The organism is Mesorhizobium sp. M7A.F.Ce.TU.012.03.2.1 (genome assembly GCF_004006095.1).
Taxonomy (GTDB): Bacteria; Pseudomonadota; Alphaproteobacteria; order Rhizobiales; family Rhizobiaceae; genus Mesorhizobium.
On the sequence record NZ_CP034779.1, the window covers coordinates 5,063,405 to 5,084,991 of the forward strand.

The 21,587-nt window shown below is 63.2% G+C and carries 18 protein-coding genes; 11 read left to right on the forward strand and 7 right to left on the reverse strand.

The features are described from left to right. Window positions 1–36: 36 nt before the first annotated feature. From EJ079_RS25085 to glp, 5 genes are read left to right on the forward strand one after another with little or no spacing between them, the layout of a single operon-like run. Window positions 37–1,929, forward strand: coding sequence for a SurA N-terminal domain-containing protein (locus EJ079_RS25085; RefSeq protein ID WP_127810450.1), 1,893 nt, complete (start codon window positions 37–39; stop codon window positions 1,927–1,929). Further along, window positions 1,926–2,936, forward strand: coding sequence for an anthranilate phosphoribosyltransferase (trpD, locus tag EJ079_RS25090; RefSeq protein WP_127397779.1), 1,011 nt, complete (start codon window positions 1,926–1,928; stop codon window positions 2,934–2,936). Before EJ079_RS25085 ends, trpD begins: the two co-directional genes overlap by 4 nt. 10 nt (window positions 2,937–2,946) lie before the next feature. Further along, entirely contained in the window at window positions 2,947–3,759 is an 813-nt protein-coding gene (gene trpC / locus EJ079_RS25095; protein WP_127380125.1) for an indole-3-glycerol phosphate synthase TrpC, read from the forward strand. A 2-nt stretch (window positions 3,760–3,761) separates the two neighbouring features. After that, complete coding sequence (gene moaC / locus EJ079_RS25100) at window positions 3,762–4,244, forward strand: cyclic pyranopterin monophosphate synthase MoaC (RefSeq protein WP_127271357.1); 483 nt, start codon at window positions 3,762–3,764, stop codon at window positions 4,242–4,244. After that, window positions 4,244–5,449 carry a gephyrin-like molybdotransferase Glp gene (glp, locus tag EJ079_RS25105; RefSeq protein WP_127810451.1) on the forward strand — a complete coding sequence of 402 codons (1,206 nt, stop codon included), beginning with the start codon at window positions 4,244–4,246 and terminating at the stop codon, window positions 5,447–5,449. Before moaC ends, glp begins: the two co-directional genes overlap by 1 nt. Window positions 5,450–5,498: 49 nt before the next feature. Here glp and EJ079_RS25110 read toward each other — a convergent pair whose 3' ends face one another. Then, complete coding sequence (locus EJ079_RS25110) at window positions 5,499–6,329, reverse strand: alpha/beta hydrolase (protein WP_127810452.1); 831 nt, start codon at window positions 6,327–6,329, stop codon at window positions 5,499–5,501. Window positions 6,330–6,639: 310 nt separating this feature from the next. Between EJ079_RS25110 and EJ079_RS25115 the strand changes: the two genes are divergently transcribed. The 4 genes from EJ079_RS25115 (at window position 6,640) to lexA (ending at window position 11,567) form a co-directional block, all read left to right on the forward strand. After that, window positions 6,640–8,265 carry an AMP-binding protein gene (locus EJ079_RS25115; protein ID WP_127810453.1) on the forward strand — a complete coding sequence of 542 codons (1,626 nt, stop codon included), beginning with the start codon at window positions 6,640–6,642 and terminating at the stop codon, window positions 8,263–8,265. Beyond that, window positions 8,262–9,098 (forward strand): tryptophan 2,3-dioxygenase, encoded by an 837-nt coding sequence (kynA, locus tag EJ079_RS25120; RefSeq protein ID WP_127397045.1) that lies wholly within the window; start codon window positions 8,262–8,264, stop codon window positions 9,096–9,098. Before EJ079_RS25115 ends, kynA begins: the two co-directional genes overlap by 4 nt. A 71-nt stretch (window positions 9,099–9,169) precedes the next feature. After that, window positions 9,170–10,417 carry a kynureninase gene (gene kynU, locus EJ079_RS25125; protein ID WP_127810454.1) on the forward strand — a complete coding sequence of 416 codons (1,248 nt, stop codon included), beginning with the start codon at window positions 9,170–9,172 and terminating at the stop codon, window positions 10,415–10,417. Between the two features lie 409 nt (window positions 10,418–10,826). Then, window positions 10,827–11,567: a transcriptional repressor LexA gene (gene lexA / locus EJ079_RS25130; RefSeq protein WP_127272195.1), complete on the forward strand. Its 741-nt coding sequence runs from the start codon at window positions 10,827–10,829 to the stop codon at window positions 11,565–11,567. Here lexA and EJ079_RS25135 read toward each other — a convergent pair. Then, window positions 11,561–14,023 carry a ComEC/Rec2 family competence protein gene (locus EJ079_RS25135; RefSeq protein ID WP_127810455.1) on the reverse strand — a complete coding sequence of 821 codons (2,463 nt, stop codon included), beginning with the start codon at window positions 14,021–14,023 and terminating at the stop codon, window positions 11,561–11,563. The two genes, lexA and EJ079_RS25135, sit on opposite strands and share 7 nt — an antisense overlap. Before the next feature lie 102 nt (window positions 14,024–14,125). Between EJ079_RS25135 and gltX the strand changes: the two genes are divergently transcribed. Next, window positions 14,126–15,550: a glutamate--tRNA ligase gene (gene gltX / locus EJ079_RS25140; RefSeq protein WP_127810456.1), complete on the forward strand. Its 1,425-nt coding sequence runs from the start codon at window positions 14,126–14,128 to the stop codon at window positions 15,548–15,550. Between the two features lie 185 nt (window positions 15,551–15,735). Beyond that, entirely contained in the window at window positions 15,736–17,064 is a 1,329-nt protein-coding gene (gene gltA, locus EJ079_RS25145; RefSeq protein WP_127810457.1) for a citrate synthase, read from the forward strand. Window positions 17,065–17,119: 55 nt separating this feature from the next. Here gltA and lpxB read toward each other — a convergent pair whose 3' ends face one another. Genes lpxB through lpxD form a run of 5 tightly spaced genes read right to left on the reverse strand, consistent with a single transcriptional unit; the run spans window position 17,120 to window position 21,545 of the window. Further along, window positions 17,120–18,298 (reverse strand): lipid-A-disaccharide synthase, encoded by a 1,179-nt coding sequence (gene lpxB / locus EJ079_RS25150; protein WP_127810458.1) that lies wholly within the window; start codon window positions 18,296–18,298, stop codon window positions 17,120–17,122. Then, window positions 18,291–19,193: an LpxI family protein gene (locus EJ079_RS25155; RefSeq protein ID WP_245481733.1), complete on the reverse strand. Its 903-nt coding sequence runs from the start codon at window positions 19,191–19,193 to the stop codon at window positions 18,291–18,293. Before EJ079_RS25155 ends, lpxB begins: the two co-directional genes overlap by 8 nt. Next, window positions 19,180–20,013 carry an acyl-ACP--UDP-N-acetylglucosamine O-acyltransferase gene (gene lpxA, locus EJ079_RS25160; protein ID WP_127810460.1) on the reverse strand — a complete coding sequence of 278 codons (834 nt, stop codon included), beginning with the start codon at window positions 20,011–20,013 and terminating at the stop codon, window positions 19,180–19,182. Before lpxA ends, EJ079_RS25155 begins: the two co-directional genes overlap by 14 nt. A 13-nt stretch (window positions 20,014–20,026) precedes the next feature. After that, window positions 20,027–20,494 carry a 3-hydroxyacyl-ACP dehydratase FabZ gene (fabZ, locus tag EJ079_RS25165; protein WP_127268627.1) on the reverse strand — a complete coding sequence of 156 codons (468 nt, stop codon included), beginning with the start codon at window positions 20,492–20,494 and terminating at the stop codon, window positions 20,027–20,029. Beyond that, on the reverse strand, window positions 20,487–21,545 hold the full coding sequence (lpxD, locus tag EJ079_RS25170; RefSeq protein WP_127810461.1) for a UDP-3-O-(3-hydroxymyristoyl)glucosamine N-acyltransferase: 1,059 nt from the start codon (window positions 21,543–21,545) through the stop codon (window positions 20,487–20,489). The genes fabZ and lpxD overlap by 8 nt, the downstream gene beginning before the upstream one ends. Window positions 21,546–21,587: the final 42 nt, after the last annotated feature.

Below are 21,587 nucleotides of genomic sequence, written 5' to 3' on the forward strand. Positions count from 1 at the left end.
GGCGCGTGCGAAAATGCGCATAAATCGGAAGTAAAAATGCTTGGTATATTGAGAAGCGCGGCAGGCACCTGGGTCGCGAAGGGGCTGTTGGTGCTGCTGGTGCTCAGCTTTTTGGTCTGGGGCGTTTCCGGACAGCTGATGAGCGGTCTTGCCGGCCACGATTCGGTGATCACCGCCGGCGGCACCAAAGTATCGATCAACGAATACCGTCTCGCCTACGATCGCCAGCTCGCCGTCATGTCGCAACAGTTCGGCCAACGTCTCAGCCACGAACAGGCAAAGGCGCTCGGCGTCGACAACCAGGTGTTGGCTCAGCTCGTCTCTGGTGCCGTTCTCGACGAACAGGCCCGCAAGCTGGGCCTCGGACTTTCCAAGGACCGGCTGGCCGAGCTGACACGCGAGGACCCCGCCTTCAAGGGCCCGGGCGGCCAGTTCGACCGCAGAACGTTCGAATATATGCTGCAGCAGATCGGCATGCGGCCCGAGGACTATTTGAAGAACCGTGCCCAGGTGGCGGTGCGCCAGCAGATCGTCGAAGCGGTCTCGGATGGCCTCAAGGCTCCGGACACTTTCTTCAAGGCGGTTGCGCTCTATCGCGGCGAAGACCGCACCATCGACTATTTGACGCTGCCCAAGGCACTGGTCGAGCCGATCGCGGCGCCGTCCGATAGCGTGCTCTCGGCCTATTTCGAAGCCAACAAGAAGACATATGCGGCACCCGAATACCGCAAATTTTCCTATGTCCGCCTCGAACCCGTCGACATCATGGATACGACCGCCGTCACCGACAGCCAGGTCAGCGACGACTACAACAAGAACAAGGCGCGTTACACCACGCCGGAACTGCGCACCGTCGAGCAGCTCGTGTTCAAGACGCCGGATGCGGCCAAGGCCGCACTCGATTCGCTCAAGGCCGGCGCCACTTTCGACAAGCTTGTCACGGCGGAAGGCAAGACGCCGGCCGATACGTTGATCGGCACGCTTGCCAAGGACAAGATCGCCGACAAGGCGGTCGCCGACGCGGCCTTTTCGCTCAACGCCAATGAAGTCAGTCAGGTCGTGCAAGGCGCCTTCGGTCCGGTGCTGCTGCGCGTCACCGAGATCAAGCCCGAGGTGGTGAAACCACTGGCCGAGGTGTCCGATCAGATCCGCAAGGATCTGGCGCTGGGCGAGGCAAGCCGCATCCTTCTGGACGTGCGCGACAATTACGATGACACCCGCGCCGCCGGCAGTTCGCTGGCGGAGGCCGCGGCCAAGCTGAAGCTGAAGGTCGTCACCATCGACGCCATCGATCGTAGTGGACTGCGGCCAGATGCAAGCATCGTCAAGGACCTGCCGCAATCGCCGGAGCTGATCAAAGCCGTCTTCGACGCCGAACCCAACACGGAAAACGATGCCTTGACCACAGCCGACAACGGCTTCGTCTTCTATGAGGTGGCGTCCGTCACGCCGGCTCGCGACCGCACGCTGGATGAGGTTCGTCAGAAAGTCGTCGCCGACTGGACGGCGGCGGAAATAAGCAAGCGGCTGGCCGCCAAGGCTGACGAACTGGAAAAGCGGCTCAAGGCCGGCGCAACGCTCGATGTTATCGCCAGCGAACTGAAGCTCGAAAAGCAGACCAAGCGCGGTGTCAAGCGTGAGGCTGACGATGTCGACTTCGGTAAGGAGGGTGCGGCAGCCATGTTCGGTGTCGGCGAAGGCGGCACCGGCCTGATCCCCTCACCCACCGGAGACGGGCAGATCCTGTACAAGGTCGCCGAAGTGTTCGAGCCCGCCGGAGCCGATGCCAGTTCGGTGCCGGACGACGCGCAGAAATCCTTCACCTCCGGCATGTCGGATGACCTGCTCGACCAGTTGGTGGCGCAGTTGCAGACGCAGTACGACGTTCGCATCGACCAGGCCGCCGTCGCCCAAGCCTCGACAAGATGAGCGCGCTGAAAACCCATATCGCCAAGATCGCGACCGGTAGCGCGCTTTCCTTCGAGGAAGCGCGCGAGGCCTTCGACATCATCATGTCGGGTGACGCGACCCCCGGCCAGATCGGCGGTTTCCTGATGGCGCTGCGTGTGCGCGGCGAGACGGTGAGCGAGATTTCAGGCGCCGTCGCAACCATGCGGGGCAAGATGCTGCACGTCGACGCGCCCACCGACGCCATCGACATCGTCGGCACCGGCGGCGACAATTCTCACAGCGTCAACATTTCGACGGCATCGGCCTTCGTCGTTGCCGGCAGCGGCGTGCCGGTTGCCAAACACGGCAATCGCGGCCTTTCATCGCTGACGGGGGCAGCCGACGTGCTGGTTGCGCTCGGCGTCAAGATCGATATCTCGCCCGAATTCATCGGCCGCTGCATCCACGAGGCAGGCGTTGGCTTCATGTTCGCGCCTGCGCACCATCCGGCGATGAAGCATGTCGGCCCGACTCGCGTCGAACTCGGCACCCGCACCATATTCAACCTGCTCGGGCCGCTCTCCAATCCGGCCGGCGTCAAGCGGCAGCTGGTCGGTGTGTTCCTGCCGGAATGGATCCTGCCGGTTGCCGAGACGCTGAAGGCGCTGGGTGCCGAGCATGTCTGGGTTGCCCATGGCGACGGCTATGACGAGATTACCACCACCGGCGAGACGCAGGTCGCCGAACTGATCGGCGGCGAGATCCGCAGCTTCACCCTGACGCCTGAAGCGGTTGGGTTGCCGCGCCACAGCAAGGACGAATTGCGTGGCGGCGATGCGGACTACAACGCCAAGGCCTTGCGCGATATGCTGGGCGGCGCCGCCGGCGCCTATCGCGACACCGTGCTGATGAACGCCGGTGCCGGACTGGTTGTGGCCGGCAAGGCGACGACGCTTGGCGACGGCATCGCGGCGGCGGCGCAAGCCATCGATAGCGGCCGTGCCCTGCAAGTGCTCGACAGGCTGGTCGAGATTTCGAACGGATAACGGATAGAGCGTGTCTGACATTCTTCGCAAGATCGAGGCCTACAAGCGCGACGAGATCGCGGCAGCAAAGGCACGCGTGCCGTTGGCCGAAATCAAGGCCCGGGCAAAAGACGCCGACGCACCGCGCGGCTTTCTTGCCGCACTGGAAGCGAAGCGCAAATCCGGCGCCTTCGCGCTAATCGCCGAGATCAAGAAGGCGAGCCCTTCCAAGGGTCTGATCCGTGCCGATTTCGATCCACCGGCGCTGGCGCAGGCCTATGCCAAGGGTGGTGCTGCCTGTCTTTCGGTGCTGACCGATGCACCGTCCTTCCAGGGTGCGCCCGAATTTCTCACCCGGGCGCGAGCCGCCGTCGCGCTGCCGGCGCTGCGCAAGGATTTCCTGTTCGATCCGTATCAGGTCTACGAAGCCCGCGCCTGGGGCGCGGATGCCATCCTGATCATCATGGCCAGTGTCGACGACGTCCTGGCCAGCGAGCTCGAGGCGACGGCCTTCGAACTCGGCATGGATGCACTGGTCGAAGTGCACGACGAGACCGAGACGCAGCGCGCGCTAAAACTGTCGTCGCGGCTGATCGGCATCAACAACCGCAATCTGCGCACATTCGAGACCAGCCTCGACACTTCCATGCGGCTGGCGACGATGGTTCCGGCCGACCGCTTGCTGGTCAGCGAGAGCGGTATTTTCTCGCATGACGACTGCCTCAGGCTGCAAAAGAGCGACATCGGCACTTTTCTTGTCGGCGAGAGCCTGATGCGGCAACAGGACGTCACCGCGGCGACGCGCCTGCTTCTGACAGGCAAGGCTTTGGCCGAGGCCATCTGACGATGGTATCGGGCCTTACCCATCTCGGCGCGCAGGGCGAGGCCAACATGGTCGACGTCGGCGACAAGGACGAAACAACGCGCACGGCGATCGCCGAAGGCTTTGTCGCGATGCAGCCCGAGACGCTGAAGATGATCCTCGCCGGCAACGCCAAGAAGGGCGATGTGCTCGGCACTGCGCGCATCGCCGGTATCATGGCGGCGAAGAAGACGCATGAACTGATCCCGCTCTGCCACCCGCTGCTTTTGACCAAGGTTTCCGTCGACATCGAGCCCGACCATGCTTTGCCGGGCCTGAAGGTCACCGCACTGGCGCGCGTCACCGGCAAGACGGGTGTCGAGATGGAAGCGCTGACGGCTGCCTCGGTCGCCTGCCTGACCATCTACGACATGGCCAAAGCAGTAGACCGCGCCATGGTCATCACCGGCATCCGCCTGGTCGAAAAGACCGGTGGCAAGTCGGGTGACTACAAGGCGAGCGCCTGATGGCGCTGGTTCCTATCGCGGAGGCGCTTGAACGCCTGCTTGATGGCGCGGCGCCTCTAGCCGGCGAAAGCGTTCCCCTGTTCGAGGCTGTGGATCGTGTTCTGGCGGAACCGGTCGTAGCACTTCGCACCCAGCCGCCTTTCAATGCTTCCGCCATGGACGGCTATGCAGCGCGCGCCGCCGACGTCACGTCGGTCCCATCCAGGCTGTCGGTGATCGGCATGGCGCCGGCTGGGCGTGGCTTCGACGGCACGGTCGGCCAGACGCAGGCCGTGCGCATCTTCACCGGCGCGCCGCTGCCCGAAGGCGCCGACACCATCGTCATCCAGGAGAATGTCCGCGATCTCGGCGGCGGCGAAATCGAAGTGACCGAGCCAACGGCGCAATGGCGCAATATCCGCCGCATCGGGCTCGATTTTTCAACAGGCGACATGCTGCTGGAAAAAGGCCGCTTGCTCGACCCGGCGGCACTGTCGCTGGCAGCATCGGCCAACCATCCTCGGGTCAGCGTGGTGAAACGGCCGCTGGTCGCCATCATCGCCACCGGCGACGAATTGCTGCCGCCGGGCAGCGATCTCGGCCCGGACCAGATCATCTCATCGAATGCCTATGGCGTCGCCGCCACCGCACACTCGGTCGGCGCCCGCGCGCTCGATCTCGGCATTGCCGCCGATCGCAAGGATGCTATCGCCGAACTGGTGCAAAAAGCGGTCGCGGCCGGTGCGGATGTCATTGTGACGCTTGGTGGCGCCTCGGTCGGCGATCACGACCTGATCCACGACGTGCTGACCGGCGAAGGCATGACGCTCGGCTTCTGGAAGATCGCCATGCGTCCTGGCAAGCCGCTGATGTTCGGCCGCCTCGGCGATATCAGGTGCATCGGCCTGCCCGGCAATCCGGTGGCAAGCCTGGTCTGCTCGCAATTGTTCCTGAAGCCGCTGCTGGCGCGGCTCGGCGGCCGCAATCATCGCCAGGACATTCGTCCGGCGCGGTTGGGTGCCGCCATGCCGGCCAATGATCTGCGCCAGGACTACGTCCGAGCCGTGGTCAGGGAAGATGACGGCGTGCTGGTGGCGACGCCGTTCGGTATCCAGGATTCCTCGATGCTGAGAATGCTGGCCGACGCCAACGGGCTGATCGTGCGGGCGCCGTTTGCCCCCGCAGCAGCTGCTGGCGAGGCCTGCAGCGTACTGATGCTGCGCTGAAGCAGAACAAGACAAACCATTAATAAAAAAATGGAAAATGATCTCGGCGCTAGCCCGATATCAAGGCGCGGCTCAGTGGGTGGGCCGGATCGGCAAGGCCGTCGACAATGCTGAAATGATGCCGGTCGGGCTCGACCACGGTGCTGGTTGCAGCACCGAGGCCCGTCCAGATGTTGGCAAGCAAGGCGTTCTGACGCAGGAACTCGGCGCGCTCGCCACCACCGGCCCAACAGGTGATGCGGACACCATCCATGGGCCGCAACAGTGCCGGGCTTTCCGCCAACGCCTCGGCCTCGTCGATGGCCAGAATCGCGTTCATCTCGGTGCGCATGATCGGACGCAGATCGTGGACACCCGAAATCGAAACGACATGGCGCACGCGCCGCGCCACATCGTCCGCCAGAGGCGTGGTTGTCGTCACCATCCGGCTGGCAAGATGGCCGCCGGCCGAATGTCCGGTCAGCATCAGCGGCCCGTCGACCATTGCCGCCGCCTTGCCGATCGCCACGCCGATCTCCTGGACGATGCCGGCGATGCGTAAGTCCGGGCACAGCGTGTAGGACGGCATCGCCACGGCAAAGCCGCTGCTGACCGCACCATTGGCGAGATGCGACCAGAAACTCTTGTCGAACGCCTTCCAGTAACCGCCATGGATGAACACCACCAACCCTTTGGGCGTGGCGCTGGGGAGGAAGAGATCGAGCCGATTGCGTCGCCCATCGCCATAGGTGATGTCGAGCCGTGCCCGGCCCTGCGCCGAGAGTGCGTCACGAAACGCTTGCGCAGGCTCCACCCACGCGGCCGGCCATCGGTCGCTGCCGGCGATATTCGCACCGTTGGCATAGGCATCATCCCAATCGTCGATGTGACGTTCGAACATCTGCGCCCTTCCCCAAAAACGGCATCGCTGTTCCGCTAGCAATGGCCACCGCCACGCCATGCGTCAATGCTCTAGGGCAAAAACATTTTAGGCTTGAAACAAATTTCGACTGGTGCGATCCTGCCCGCACGAACAGCCGACAATGGGAGGTCTGCTGTGCTGCCCGAAGCCTGCAAATGGTCACCCCGTTCGGGTGGCGTCGAGCAAGGCGCGACTTGCGGCACGAAGCCTCCTCAAAAAAAGCAGGACCTTCAGATCACTGGTCAGGCGCCTCGCGCACTGGCCGTCCAGCAGACAGGAGAGCGGCGACATGCTTGGGCCTTCAGCGCATATCGACACGTTCACGCGCGATCACCTGCCGCCGCCGGAGCAATGGCCTGAAATCCTGCTCGACGGCTTCGACTATCCCGAACGCCTCAACGCCGGTGTCGAACTGACCGACAGGCTGGTCGAGAAAGGCCTGGGCGACCACACCGCGCTGATCGGCAATGGCCGCCGCCGCACCTACAAGGAACTGTCCGACTGGACGAACAGGCTGGCCCACGCGCTGGTCGAGAATTATGGGGTCGAGCCGGGCAACCGGGTGCTGATCCGTTCGGCCAACAACCCCGCAATGGTCGCCTGCTGGCTGGCCGCCACCAAGGTTGGCGCCGTGGTCGTCAACACCATGCCGATGCTGCGCGCCGGCGAACTCGCCAAGATCGTCGACAAAGCGGAAATCACCGTCGCGCTCTGCGACACCAGGCTGATGGACGAGATGACCGCCTGCGCCAAGGACAGCGCATTCCTCAAGCAGGTCATCGGTTTCGACGGCACCGCCAACCATGATGCTGAACTCGATCGTGCCGCTCTCGACAAGCCGGTGACGTTCACCGCAGTCGACACCGGCCGCGACGATGTTGCCCTGCTCGGCTTCACCTCGGGCACAACAGGCGTTCCGAAGGCGACGATGCATTTCCACCGCGACCTGCTGATCATCGCCGACGCCTACGCCCGCGAAATCCTGGAGGTGACGCCGGACGACATCTTCGTCGGCTCGCCGCCGCTGGCCTTCACCTTCGGCCTTGGCGGACTCGCCATCTTCCCGCTGCGCTTCGGTGCGGCGGCGACGCTGCTGGAGCAGGCGACGCCACCCAACATGATCCACATCATCGAGACCTACAAAGCGACGATCTCTTTCACCGCGCCGACTGCCTACCGCGCCATGCTGAAGGCCATGGATGAAGGAGCGGACCTGTCATCGCTGCGCGTCGCCGTTTCGGCCGGCGAAACCTTGCCTGCTCCCGTTTTCGAAGAGTGGACACAAAAGACCGGAAAGCCGATCCTCGACGGCATCGGAGCCACCGAGATGCTGCACATCTTCATCTCCAACCGTTTTGACGACATGAAGCCCGCGTCGACCGGAAAGCCGGTGGGCGGCTACGAGGCGCGCGTCGTCGATGACGAGATGCGCGAGGTGCCACGCGGCGCGACCGGCAGGCTTGCGGTGCGCGGACCGACCGGCTGCCGCTACATGGCCGATGACAGGCAGAAGGAATACGTGCGCGACGGCTGGAACCTCACCGGCGATACCTTCACGCAGGACGAGGAAGGCTTCTTCCATTTCGCCGCACGCTCCGACGACATGATCGTCAGCGCCGGCTACAACATCGCCGGTCCCGAGGTCGAGGCGGCGCTGCTGGCGCACCCGGACGTCGCCGAATGCGCTGTCATTGGCGCCGAGGACGCCGAGCGCGGCCAGATCGTCGAGGCGCATGTCGTGCTGGTGCAGGGCGTCGCGCCCGACGCCCTCACCACCAAGCGCCTGCAGGACCATGTCAAGGCAATGATCGCGCCCTATAAATATCCGCGATCGGTAAAATTCATCGCCGCCCTGCCCAAGACCCAGACCGGCAAGATCCAGCGCTTCCGGCTGCGCACGGAGAAAATCGATTGAGCGAGCCATACGATCCGGCGTCCGAAGGCGCCCAGATGTCGTTCAAGGAGCGCATGTCCTACAGCGACTACCTGCACCTGGAGAAAGTGCTGGAGGCCCAAACGCCGCTGTCATCGGCGCATGACGAGATGCTGTTCATCATCCAGCATCAGACCTCCGAACTCTGGATGAAGCTCGCTCTGCACGAGATCGGCGCCGCGATCCGTTCCATCCGCGCCGACCGGCTCGAGCCGAGCTTCAAGATGCTGTCGCGCGTTGCGCGGATCTTCGAGCAGCTGAACAATGCCTGGGATGTGCTGCGGACGATGACGCCGAGCGAATACACCGAGTTCCGCGACGCGCTCGGCCAGTCCTCGGGTTTCCAGTCCTGGCAGTATCGCGCCATCGAGTTCATGGCCGGCAACCGCAACCTGGCCATGCTCGGGCCGCACAAGCACCGGCCCGACCTGAGCGGAAAGCTGGAAGCGATCCTGACCGAACCATCGCTCTACGACGAAGCGCTGCTGCTGCTTGCGCGCAACGGATTCGACATCGGTGCCGATGCCAAGCGCACGGGCTGGCGTGAGACGCGAACCGAGAATGAAGAGGTGCTGGTCGCCTGGCAAACCATTTACCGCGATCCGCAGCGCTACTGGATGTTCTACGAACTGGCAGAGAAGCTGGTCGACTTCGAGGATTATTTCCGCCGCTGGCGCTTCAACCACGTCACCACGGTTGAGCGCATCATCGGTCTGAAACGCGGCACCGGCGGCACGTCGGGTGCTTCGTATCTGAAGAAGATGCTCGAGGTGGTGCTGTTCCCGGAACTGTGGACGGTCCGCACCCGGCTCTGACATCGTCGAAATGAAAACAGCGACGCGCGGCGGCGGAACACCCTTCGCGAACAACCGGGGACTGACTGACCATGAGTGGATTTCCTGATCTCGCCGCAGTCGAAGCGATGGATGCCACAGATCCGCTGCGGGCCATGCGCGACCGTTTCATTCTGCCGGAGGGGGTGATCTATCTCGACGGCAATTCACTGGGGGCAGCGTCTCATGCCGTTTTCGGCGAGCTGCAGCAGGCGGCAACCCAGGAATGGGCCCAGGACCTCATCCGAGCCTGGAATACGGCCGGATGGTTCGAGATGCCGATCGAACTCGGCGATCAACTCGGACGCCTGATTGGAGCCGCGGCCGGCCAGACCGTCGTCTGCGACACGACGTCGACCAACATCTACAAGGTGCTGCATGCGGCGCTGGAGATGCGGCCGGGCCGGTCGGTCATCGTCGCCGAGGGTGACAGTTTCCCCACCGACCTGTACATCGCCGAAGGGGTGGCCTCGACACGGGACGGCGTCCTGCTGCGCCTCGCGGGCGTCGACGCGCCCACCATCGAAGAGCTGATCGACGAAAACGTCGCGGTGGTGCTGGTCAACCACGTCAACTACAAATCGGGTGAACTGCGCGACATGGCGGCGCTGACGCGCAAGGCTCATGCGGCCGGAGCGCTGATCGTCTGGGATCTATGCCACACCGCCGGCGCCCTGCCCGTCGAGCTCGATCAGGCAAATGCCGATTTCGCCATCGGCTGCACTTACAAGTACCTCAACGGCGGTCCGGGCGCACCGGCCTTCATCTATGCCGCGCAGCGCCATCACGGCGATATCAGCCAGCCGCTCAGCGGCTGGTGGGGCCATGCGCGGCCCTTTGCCTTCGAACGGGGGTATGTTGCCGGCACCGGTATCCGCCGCTTTCTGTGCGGCACCCAGCCGGTCCTGTCGATGCGGGCGCTCAAAGGCGCGCTTGTCATCTGGAACGACGTCGACATGGCGGCATTGCGAAAAAAGAGCGTCGCGCTGACGGAACTGTTCATCCAGCTCGTCGAAGCAAAGTGCGGCGCCTATGGCCTCACGCTGGAGACCACCCGCGACGCGACCAGGCGCGGCAGCCAGGTGTCGTTCCTTCACGATCACGGCTATCAAATCATGCGGGCGCTGATCGAGCGCGGCGTCATCGGTGATTTTCGCGCGCCATCGACCATCCGTTTCGGCTTCACGCCGCTCTATGTCGGCTACAAGGATGTGTGGCTGGCGGTTGAGGTGCTGGAGGATATTCTGCGCACGGGCGCATGGAAGGACCAGCGTTTCGCCGTCAAGGAAGCCGTTACCTGACGCAACGATCTCCGCGATTTGCCGTCGCCGCCCTCACTGCCCGGCGGATGACGGAGGGCTGAATTCCAGCCACAAATGCCAACAGACGTTGGCGTTTTGGCTCCGTTTCGTTCACGGCAAACGAACGTCCCGAAGATTGATAGCGTCCCTTGTGGAGGTCGATCGGCAGATGATGCCAAGCCTTGGGTCGAGGATGAGCCACAGGTCATTAACCATAATGATTTCAATGTGAGCAGGCGCATTGCCGTGGTTGGCGCCTGTCGATCGCGACCCGCTGGCAAGCCCAAATAATTTCAGCAGCCTTAACAAATTCATTAAACTTTAAACGGTTGCAGAACACAACTGGAACAGATAGTGTTTGTTCTGGGTTTGTTTTTCGATTCTGGTTTCAGGTAATCTGGGGGCCGCCATGCTGACACGCAAGCAACATGAACTGCTGATGTTCATCCATGAACGCCTGAAGGAGAGCGGCATTCCGCCATCCTTCGACGAGATGAAGGAGGCGCTCGACCTTGCCTCCAAATCCGGGATTCATCGGCTGATCACCGCACTTGAGGAGCGCGGCTTTATTCGCCGGTTGCCCAACCGGGCACGCGCGCTGGAAGTGCTGCGATTGCCGGACTCGATCGCGCCCGGCCTCAACGCGGCAAAGAAGTTTTCGCCAAGCGTCATCCAGGGCAGTCTCGGTCAGGGTGGTGCCCTTGGCCGGCAGATCAAGCCGGCGCCTTCGCGGATGCCCTCGCCCGGCAATGATGACGATGCGGTCTCCGCCGTGTCGATCCCGGTCATGGGCCGTATCGCCGCCGGTGTGCCGATCGATGCCATCCAGCATCAGACGCATTCGATCTCGGTGCCGCCGGACATGATCATGGGCGGTGCCCACTATGCGCTGGAGGTCAAGGGCGACTCGATGATCGAGGCCGGTATCTTCGACGGCGACACCGTCATCATCCGCAATGCCGACACGGCGAACCCCGGCGAGATCATCGTGGCGCTGGTCGATGAAGAGGAAGCGACGCTGAAGCGGTTCCGCCGCAAGGGCGCTTCGATTGCTCTCGAAGCCGCCAATCCAGCCTATGAAACCCGTATTTTCGGGCCGGACAGGGTCAAGGTGCAAGGCAAGCTCGTTGGCCTGATCCGCCGCTACTGAGGCGGCTGCGTTTCAGCCACTGGCTTCTCGGGTCTCTTGAAGGGTGGCAGCCCCCTCGCCTCGCGCGAGAATTTGCGTTGCGCATGCCAGGGCCGGTATGGGCTGTCCACGGCGAAGCTGATCGTCGCCGGCGTGGTCGCCGATTGGCGATCGAAGAAGATCGCGGCACTGCCTTTGCGAGCCAGTTGCCGCTTGGTGATGACGAGAACCAGCGGGTTGTGACAGGCGTCATACGCGGTGGCGTCATTGATGACGATCAGCTCGGCGAAACCGCAGGCTTTCCAGGTGTCCTTGCGGTCCTCGACATAGGCAATGATCGCACCGGACGTGTGCCTGGCCACGCAGACGCCTGAGGTGCAATAGAACGGCGATCCCGGCGGTAGCTCAACGGCATCCGCGACGTCGAATTGCCCGTCGCCCTTGTCGAACACCTCCGGCACGACGATGGTTTCGGATATTAGTGCGCGTTTCCAGTTGTCGACGGTGAATTCGTTCGGCCGAGCGCGGCTGACGGCGAGTTCGCCACCGCCGATCGGCAAGGCAACCAGTCGGGCGTCCTCCGAGATCAGCACATCCGGCGTGCGCGTATCCGAGACGGTCAGCAAGCCTGCCAGCGCGAATGGCAGAGCAGCGAGCCGCAGCCAAGTTGTCGCCATTGTCGCGATGACCAGGGCAATTGTCACCAGCAGGACAGATTGCTGCGAAATCAGCCCAACCGCATCGACAGGCGAACGTTCGGAGATCCAACCCGATATGGCGATCATCACCGTCAGACCCTTGCCCATCAGGTAGAGGGCCGGCCAATCCAATCCGAAAGGCATCAGCAGCGCGCTTGCGACAGCCAGGAACATGACGACGGTGACGATCGGCATAACCGCCAGATTGGCGAACAGGCTGAGCGGCGACACACGCTGAAAATGCCAGATGGCAAACAGCGTCGTGGCGCTGCCGGCGATGATGGAGGTCATGGCAAGGCCGGTTGCCGCGAGCACGAACTTTCGCGTCAGGAAACCGGGCATGGATCGCTTTGGGGGCGGCGGTCTTGCTTTTCCCGCGCGGTGAACGGCCCAGCCGGCATAGGCGCCGACCAGAGCCGCGGTCGCGGCGAACGACATCTGAAAACTCGGGCCGACCACCTCATGCGGCGACACCACGATGACGGCGATCGCCGAGATCGCCAGATTGCGCATGGTGAGTGCTGCTCGATCGAACAGCACGGCAATCAGCATCACCGCCAGCATGATGAAGCTGCGCTCGGCGGCAACGACGACTCCAGAGATGATGAGATAGGCCGCGATCGAGAACAGTGCGGCGACGGCGGCATACTTCTTGACCGGGCGACGCGCGGAAAAGTCGGGAAACAACGCGAAGGCGCCGCGCAGCAAGCCCATGATGGTGCCTGCGACCAGCGCCATGTGCAGTCCCGAAATCGAGATGATGTGGTAGATGCCGGTACGTCGCATCGCCTCATTGATGTCATCGGGAATGCCGGCGCGCACGCCGACGATCAGCGCCGCGGCGATCTCGCCTTCGGCGCCGCCGACGCTCGCCCTGATATGGTCGGCGATGGCCTCGCGGGCATTTTCCACGCTAGAGGAAATTCGGGCCGGCAGCGACATGTCGCCACCATCGCTGACGACAAGCTTGGGGTTGCCGAGAAAGAACCCGCTGCCGCCGATGCCGGCAAAATAGCTGTCGAAGGAGAAATCATAGCTGTCCGGCCGCACCGGCCCGGTCGGCGGCAAAAGCTTGGCATATCCAGTGATGAGGGAGCCTGCGGTCACGTCAGCCGGGATCTTGCGTGCCGAAAGCCGCACCCGTTCCGGCGCATAGCGCAGTTTCGGTCTTGCGGTCGATGTCACGTCGATGGTCAGCCGGATACGGCCAGTTTCCATCCGGTCGAGCGAGACGACGCGGCCGGTCACCTGCGTCGAGATTTCCGAGCCCAACATTTGTGTGCCCGCACGCCACGTCTCGACCTTGGCAGCAAGCAGTCCTAGGGCGCACAAAAGCGCCGCCATGAAACACAGATGGGTCTTTGGCCATGAGCGCGAGACCAGCGCACAGATCCCCGTCAAGATGACAACCGCGACAGGTCTCGCAAAGTCGGGTTCAGCCGTCAGCGAAAAATAGCCGATCGCTCCGATCGCCAGGCAGACCGGCACCAGCAGGAAGGCCACGCCCCGGTCGAGTTCCAGGCTCGCCGCCGTGTTCACGCTGTGGCGCAGGCGAGGCAGTGATGTCAGGCTGATTTGCCGGCGCACGCGAACGATCCTGCCGGTTTCGGCAACAGGAACAGAGGCGGCGACATCCGCTTGCAAGGGCGCCTTGCCGGGATCCGGCACAAGGGGCGATGGCGGCGGTAATGGGGCTGGCCGAGGCGCAAACAGGGACCGTTCGCTGACGCCGATGGCAGCGTCCTCGCCCTGATCCGAGCCCCAGCCTCGTCCAGCCATCGGGTCTGCCCCTTGCGCCCTCGACACCCTATGCTACATGAACGCCGGGCGCGCGAAAGCCCGCGCAACCGCACCCCGCTTCAGATGGTTTCCGAGAGTTCCATGTCCGACAAGGTCGTCACCCGTTTTGCCCCTTCGCCCACCGGCTATCTGCACATAGGCGGCGCGCGCACGGCGCTGTTCAACTGGCTGTATGCGAAGCACACTGGCGGCACGATGCTGCTGCGCATCGAGGACACCGACCGCGAACGCTCCAATGAAGCCGCGACGGCTGCCATCCTCGACGGGCTTTCCTGGCTTGGCCTGAGCTGGGACGGCGAGCCGGTGTCGCAGTTCGAGCGTGCGCCGCGCCACCGCGAGGTGGCTGAGGAGCTCGTGCGCAAGGGCAAGGCGTATTATTGCTATGCCACGCCGGCCGAACTGGAGGCCATGCGCGAGGCTGCCAGAGCCAAGGGGCTGCCGCCCCGCTATGACGGCCGCTGGCGCGACCGCGACCCCTCTGAGGCGCCCGCAGGCGTCAAGGGCGCCATTCGTATCAAGGCGCCGACCGAAGGCGAGACCATCGTCCATGACCGTGTCCAGGGCGAGGTGCGCTTTCCCAACAAGGATCTCGATGACTTCATCATCCTGCGTTCTGACGGCAATCCCACTTACATGCATGCCGTCGTCGTCGATGATCATGATATGGGAGTCACCCATATCATTCGCGGCGACGATCATCTGACCAACGCCGCTCGCCAGACCGTGATCTACAACGCCATGGGCTGGAACGTGCCGTCCATGTCGCACATCCCGCTGATCCACGGCGCCGATGGCGCCAAGCTGTCGAAGCGGCACGGCGCGCTTGGCGTCGAGGCCTATCGCGCCATGGGCTACCTGCCGGAGGCGCTGCTCAACTACCTGGCGCGCCTCGGCTGGAGCCATGGCGACGACGAGATCATGTCGATCAAGGACATGATTTCCTGGTTCGATATCGGCGATGTCAACAAGGGTGCGGCGCGCTTCGACTTCGCCAAGCTGGAGGCGATCAACGGCGCGCATATGCGCCGCATGAGCGATGCCGAACTGTTCGACATCTTCATCACTACCCTGCCCTATCTCGAAGGCGGCCCGGCGATCGCCGCGCGCCTGAACGACAGCACCAAGGCGCAGTTGCTGGCAGCGCTTCCGGGCCTGAAGGAGCGCGCCAAGACGCTGGTCGAGCTCGTCGATGGCGCGGCCTTCCTGTTCGCCACGCGCCCCCTGCCGATCGACGACAAGGCGGCCCTTCTGCTTACCGACGATGCCCGCAAGATCCTGCGCAGTGCTCACGAAGCTTTGAACGGGCTTGCGAGTGACTGGACAGCCGCCTCGGCGGAGGCGGCGATACGCGAGGTGGCAGCGGCCGGCAGTCACAAGCTGGGCGCGGTGGCCCAGCCTTTGCGCGCTGCGTTGACCGGCAAAAGCACCTCGCCGGGCGTGTTCGATGTGCTCGCCGTGCTCGGCCGCGAGGAAAGCCTGGCGCGCATCTCAGATCAAATCGATTAGGAGCAAACTGGCCCAAGAAGATTGGCATTGAAAGGCGGGTTTCGCAGTGCAACATTAGGCCTTGGCCCAATCTGGCACGCACCTCCTGAAATGCGGTGGCGAATACGCGCATTGCGGTGATTTTCGACGTGTCGCTCTGCAGAATTTTGCCTTTGCCGGCATGAGGAAACAAGAAGGAGTTTGCAATGACCGAAGCTGCGAAAAAAATGGATTTGGGCGGCAAGACCCAGGAGGCCACGGCAACGATTGCATTCGCCGGCAAGACCCATGAATTCAAGGTGCGAAGTGGTTCGGTCGGGCCTGATGTCATCGACATCGCCTCGCTCTACTCAACCACCGGCGCCTTCACTTACGATCCCGGCTTCACCTCGACGGCAAGCTGCGAGTCCGAAATCACCTTCATCGACGGCGACGCCGGCATCCTCCTCCACCGCGGCTATCCGATCGACCAGTTGGCCGAACATGGCGACTTCCTCGAGGTCTGCTATCTCCTGCTCTACGGTGAATTGCCGACCAAGGCGCAGAAGGACGACTTCGACTACCGCGTGACGCGCCACACCATGGTGCATGAGCAGATGTCGCGCTTTTTCACCGGCTTCCGCCGCGACGCGCACCCGATGGCGGTGATGTGCGGCGTGGTCGGCGCGCTGTCGGCCTTCTACCACGACTCCACCGACATCTCCGACCCCTACCAGCGCATGGTTGCCTCCATGCGGCTGATCGCCAAGATGCCAACGATCGCGGCGATGGCCTACAAATACCACATCGGCCAGCCCTTCATTTACCCGAAGAACGAACTGAACTTCGCCGCCAACTTCCTGCACATGTGCTTTGCCGTGCCGTGCGAGGAATACAAGATCAACCCGGTGCTGGCGCGCGCCATGGAACGCATCTTCATTCTGCACGCCGATCACGAGCAGAACGCCTCGACCTCGACCGTTCGTCTCGCCGGCTCGTCGGGCGCCAACCCGTTCGCGTGCATCGCCGCCGGCATCGCTTGCCTGTGGGGCCCAGCGCATGGCGGCGCCAATGAAGCGGCGCTCAACATGCTTGGCGAGATCGGCCATGTCGATCACATCCCCGAGTTCATCGCTCGCGCCAAGGACAAGAACGACCCGTTCCGCTTGATGGGCTTTGGCCACCGCGTCTACAAGAACTACGATCCGCGCGCCAAGATCATGCAGAAGACGGCGCATGAGGTTCTGGGCGAGCTCGGCATCAAGGACGATCCGCTGCTCGACATCGCCATGGAACTGGAAAAGATCGCGCTGACCGATCCCTATTTCATCGAGAAGAAGCTCTACCCGAATGTCGACTTCTATTCCGGCATTACGCTGAAGGCGCTGGGTTTCCCCACCACCATGTTCACCGTGCTGTTCGCGGTCGCCCGCACCGTCGGCTGGATCGCACAGTGGAAAGAGATGATCGAGGATCCGCGCCAGAAGATCGGCCGCCCGCGCCAGCTCTACACCGGCGCGCCGGAGCGCGACTACGTGCCGATCGCCAAGCGGTGAATTGGGAGTAGGGATCGGGCAGTAGGCAGTAGGGTATGGTCAATTTCCCTACTCCCTACTGACTATTCCCTCTCTTGATATACCGTATCACCACCTGCGCGGCGATCTCGCCGGACGGTCTATCCGTCGCCATGCGCCGCGTGATCTCTGCAAATCCATTCTTCTGCCAGGCGCGCATGCCGCTGTCGGCGAACAGGGCTTCCAATTGCCGGGCCAGATTGTTCGGCTTGATGTAGCCGTCGTAGAATTCCGGAATAAGCGCTCGATCCGATATCAGATTGGGCAGCAGGGCCGACCAGACTGAAACGAGGTACGGCGCCAAGACGCGAGCAACCGGGTCGAGCCTGTAGCAGGAAATCATCGGCACTCCGGCCAGCGCCAGCTCCAGCGATACCGTCCCGGACGCGATCAGCGCCGCATCGGCTTTGCCGAAAGCCTGCCATTTGCGCTGGGGATCGACGATGATCTCAGGCTTTTCATCCCAGCGGTTGACGGAGAATTTGACGAGCTCGGCGACATGCGGAACGGTCGGCAGCAGCAGCCGCAGGCGGTGGCCACGCGCACGCAGAATCGACACCGTCTCGCCGAACGGGTCGAGCAGCCGCCGTACCTCGCCACGCCGCGAACCGGGCAGGACGAGCAGGGTCTTGACGCGATCAGGAGAAAGGTCGCGCGGTAGTTCCTGCGCCTTGGCTGCGGCCAGCAAACCCGCATCGTGGGTCAGGCGATGCCCGACATAGGTGCCCGGTGGCCCGCCGAGCCGCTCGAGCTCCTTGACCTCGAACGGCAGGATGCAGAGGATGTGGTCGACATAGGGCTTCATCGCCACCGCCCTGCCCGGCCGCCACGCCCACACGCTCGGGCAGACATAGTGGATGATCGGAATCGACGGGTTGGCCGCACGCACCTTTTTGGCGACGCGCAACGAAAAGTCCGGACTGTCGATGGTGACCATGCAGTCCGGCTTTTCGTCGGCAACGGTCTTGGCCAGTTGGCTGATCCGCCGCATCAGGCGCGGCAGGTCGCGCAGAACGGCGCTGAACCCCATGAGGGCGATCTCGCCGGCATCGAATGGCGAGACCAGTCCCAGCGCCTGCAAATGACGGCCGCCGAGGCCGACGAGTTGCACCTCGCGCCCCACAGCCTGGCTGAGCGAGCGCACTATGTCGGCACCGAGCAGGTCGCCGGACTCCTCTCCGGCAACGATTGCGATCTTCAATGCCCTGTCAGCCATTGCGCGGCTCCGTGGCGGCACGCAGGCCAAGGACGAACAGGCCGAGTGCATTGGCGCGCGCGATGGTTTCAGGACCTTCGAGGATCAGCGAGCGTCCCGCCTCGACGGCAATGCCGGCGAGTCCGGCCGCATGCGCTGCCTCGATCGTCTGCGGACCGATGGATGGAAGATCGGCGCGCAGTTCCTGACCGGGCTTGGCGCACTTGACGAGGACGCCGCGGGTCTTGCCCGCAATACGGCCGTGGCCGCGCAGCAGCTTCGCACGATCAAGCAGGCCGGCTGTTCCTTCGATGCCTTCCAGCGCGATTGCCCGGCCGCCAACCGCGATCGCCGCCTGGCCGACATCCAGCGCCCCGATGGCCTTTGCTGCCGCAAGGCCTGCCTCAATATCGCGCCAGTCCAATTTTCGCGGCTCGGCCTTGGTCAGCACGCCTTCGGCGGCGACAAGATTCGGCACTACTTCGTGGGCGCCAACGACCTTTACTCCACGCGCTTCGAGGCCCCGTGCCAAGACCTTTAGAAGACCATCATCGCCACGCGCGAGCGCCATGACGACCAAAGGAATCACCGCGATCAGGCTGAGACTGGGGCGCAGCGCAAGCAATCGCGGCCGGCGCTTGATCTCGCCTGCAAGCACCAGATGGGTGATCCGGTGCCGCCGCAGCAAAGGGACGAGCGAGCCTATACCTTCCAGAGCGAGGTTTTCGTGATCGTATCGGGAGAGTTCCGCGATGCGGTCGACCTCGCCTTCCATCAGGATGACGAAGGGCGGATAACCTTGTTCAGCCGAACCGGCCGCGACTTCGACCGGCAGACTGCCGCCGCCGGCAATGATGCCGACCCTGGAGCCCGGCGGAAGATCAAGACGCGCAGCCGCTGTCTCAGTCTTCGTCATCGACATCGTCGCCATCGCCGCCCTTGAGCGACGGCACAGCATAGTGCCGCTTGCCGCGACTGGTGATGAAATCGATGATCTTCATGGCGGTCGGCGACGACGCGAACTCCGCCTTGGCGAACTCGATGTTCTCGCCAACGGTGCGGGAACGATCGAAGATCATCCTGTAAGCCTTGCGCAACACAAGGATTTCGGACCTCGGCAGGCCGGAGCGCTTGAGGCCGATGATGTTGAGACCGCGCAGGCTGGCGCGGTTACCGACCGCGATGGCAAAGGGAATGACATCGCCGACGATCGCGGAGCAGCCGCCGAGAAAGGCGTTGTCGCCGATGCGGACAAACTGATGCACTGCGGTCAGGCCGCCGATATAGACATTGTTGCCGACCTCGCAGTGGCCGCCCAGCGTTGCGCCATTGGCGAACGTCGCATTGTTGCCGACGACGCAATCATGGGCGATATGTGCGTAGGCAAGGAAATTGCCATTGTCGCCGACCGTCGTCTCGCCGCGGCTGGAATCGGTGCCGAGATGCATGGTCACGCCTTCGCGGATCGTGCAGTTCCTGCCGATGACCAAGGTGGTGCGACCGCCCTTGTGCTTGGTGTTCTGCGGCGGTGCGCCCAATGTCGCCATCGGATAGACCTTGGTCGAGGCACCGATCGACGTCGCGCCCATCACCGAGACATGACTGACCAGTTCGACGTCGTCGCCGATCACCACATCGGCACCGACATGGCAGAACGGCCCGATGCGTGCACCTTGGCCGATTTGGGCGCCTTCCTCGACAATGGAGGAAGCATGAATGGATGTCTTGATTTTCATAAGCACTCGATCGTCAGTCGCTGGTGACCATCATGGCTGAAATCTCGGCCTCGGCCGCCTTGGCGCCGTCGACCATGGCTTCACAAGCGAATTTGAGCAGGTTGCCGCGTTTCTTGATTTTCTTGACATGGATCTTCAACTGGTCGCCGGGAACGACCGGTTTGCGGAATTTGGCGTTGTCGATGGTCAGGAAATAGACCAGCGACGGCTTTTCGGTACCCAGGCTGCGGATACAGATGGCGCCGGCCGTCTGCGCCATCGCCTCGACGATAAGCACACCCGGCATGACCGGCTGCTCAGGGAAATGGCCCTGAAAATGCGGCTCGTTTATGGTCACGTTCTTGATGCCGACGGCGGATTCGTCGCCATCGATGTCGACGATACGATCGATCATCAGGAACGGATAGCGGTGCGGCAGGAGCTTCATCAGCCCCATAATGTCGACCGCCTCCAGCGTCGTCGACGCGATCATGTCAGCCATTGCCTCCCTCGCCCTGTTTGCGGGTCCTGGCGAGCTTGCGCAGCATGGCTATCTCCCGCATGGCTTCCGCCATCGGCTGTGCCGGATAGCCGCCCCAGATCTCGCCTGCAGGGACATTGCTCATAAATCCACTTCTGGCGGCAAGCTTGGCCCCTGTCCCAATGGTCAGGTGATCCGCAAGCCCGACGCCGCCGCCCATGGTGACATTGTCACCCACCACCACAGAACCCGAAATACCCGAAAGCCCGGCTATTATGCAATTGCGGCCGATGCGGACGTTATGGGCGATCTGCACGAGATTGTCGATCTTGGTGCCCTGGCCGATGATCGTATCGGACATGGCGCCGCGATCGACGGTGGTGTTGGAGCCGATCTCGACGTCGTCCTGGATAACGACACGGCCGATCTGCGGCACGCGCTCAGGCCCCTTGGCCCCGCCGACGAACCCAAAACCATCCTGGCCTATCCTCGCGCCGCCATGAATGATGACGCGATTGCCGATCAAGGCATACTGGATGCTGGCGCCTGGACCGACATAGCCGTCGCGGCCGATCTGGCAGGATTGTCCAATCACTGCATTTGGGGCGATGACGGTGCCGCTGCCGATCGAAGCACCTGGCCCGACAACCGCGCCGGCCTCGATGACGGCACCGGCTTCGACATGCGCGGTCGCATCGACATGAGCGTGCGGCGAGACGCCGGTCTCACTGGTCATCGGCCCTGGCGTCGCCGCCCTCGGAAACAGCAGGCGCCCGACAAATGCGAAGGCCTGTTGCGGACGCGGATGAACCAGAACGGCAACGCCGGCTGGCGCCTTGCCGGCAAATTCCGCTGGACACAGGACCGCGGCCGCCCGCAGCGACGGCATCAGCGCGGAATTACGCTTGCCGTCGACAAAGACGAGCGCATTCTCGCCGCCCTCGCTGGCCGGCGCGAGCGCTTCGATCGAAATATCGGAGTGGCCGGAATCGACGAGCACCGAGCCGGTCAGATTCGCGACTTCGCCCGCCGTATACCGGCGTGATGGCGCGAAGAACACCGGATCGGTCATTCCAGAAGCTATATCCAGCTAGGTCGGAACATTTCTCCCGGA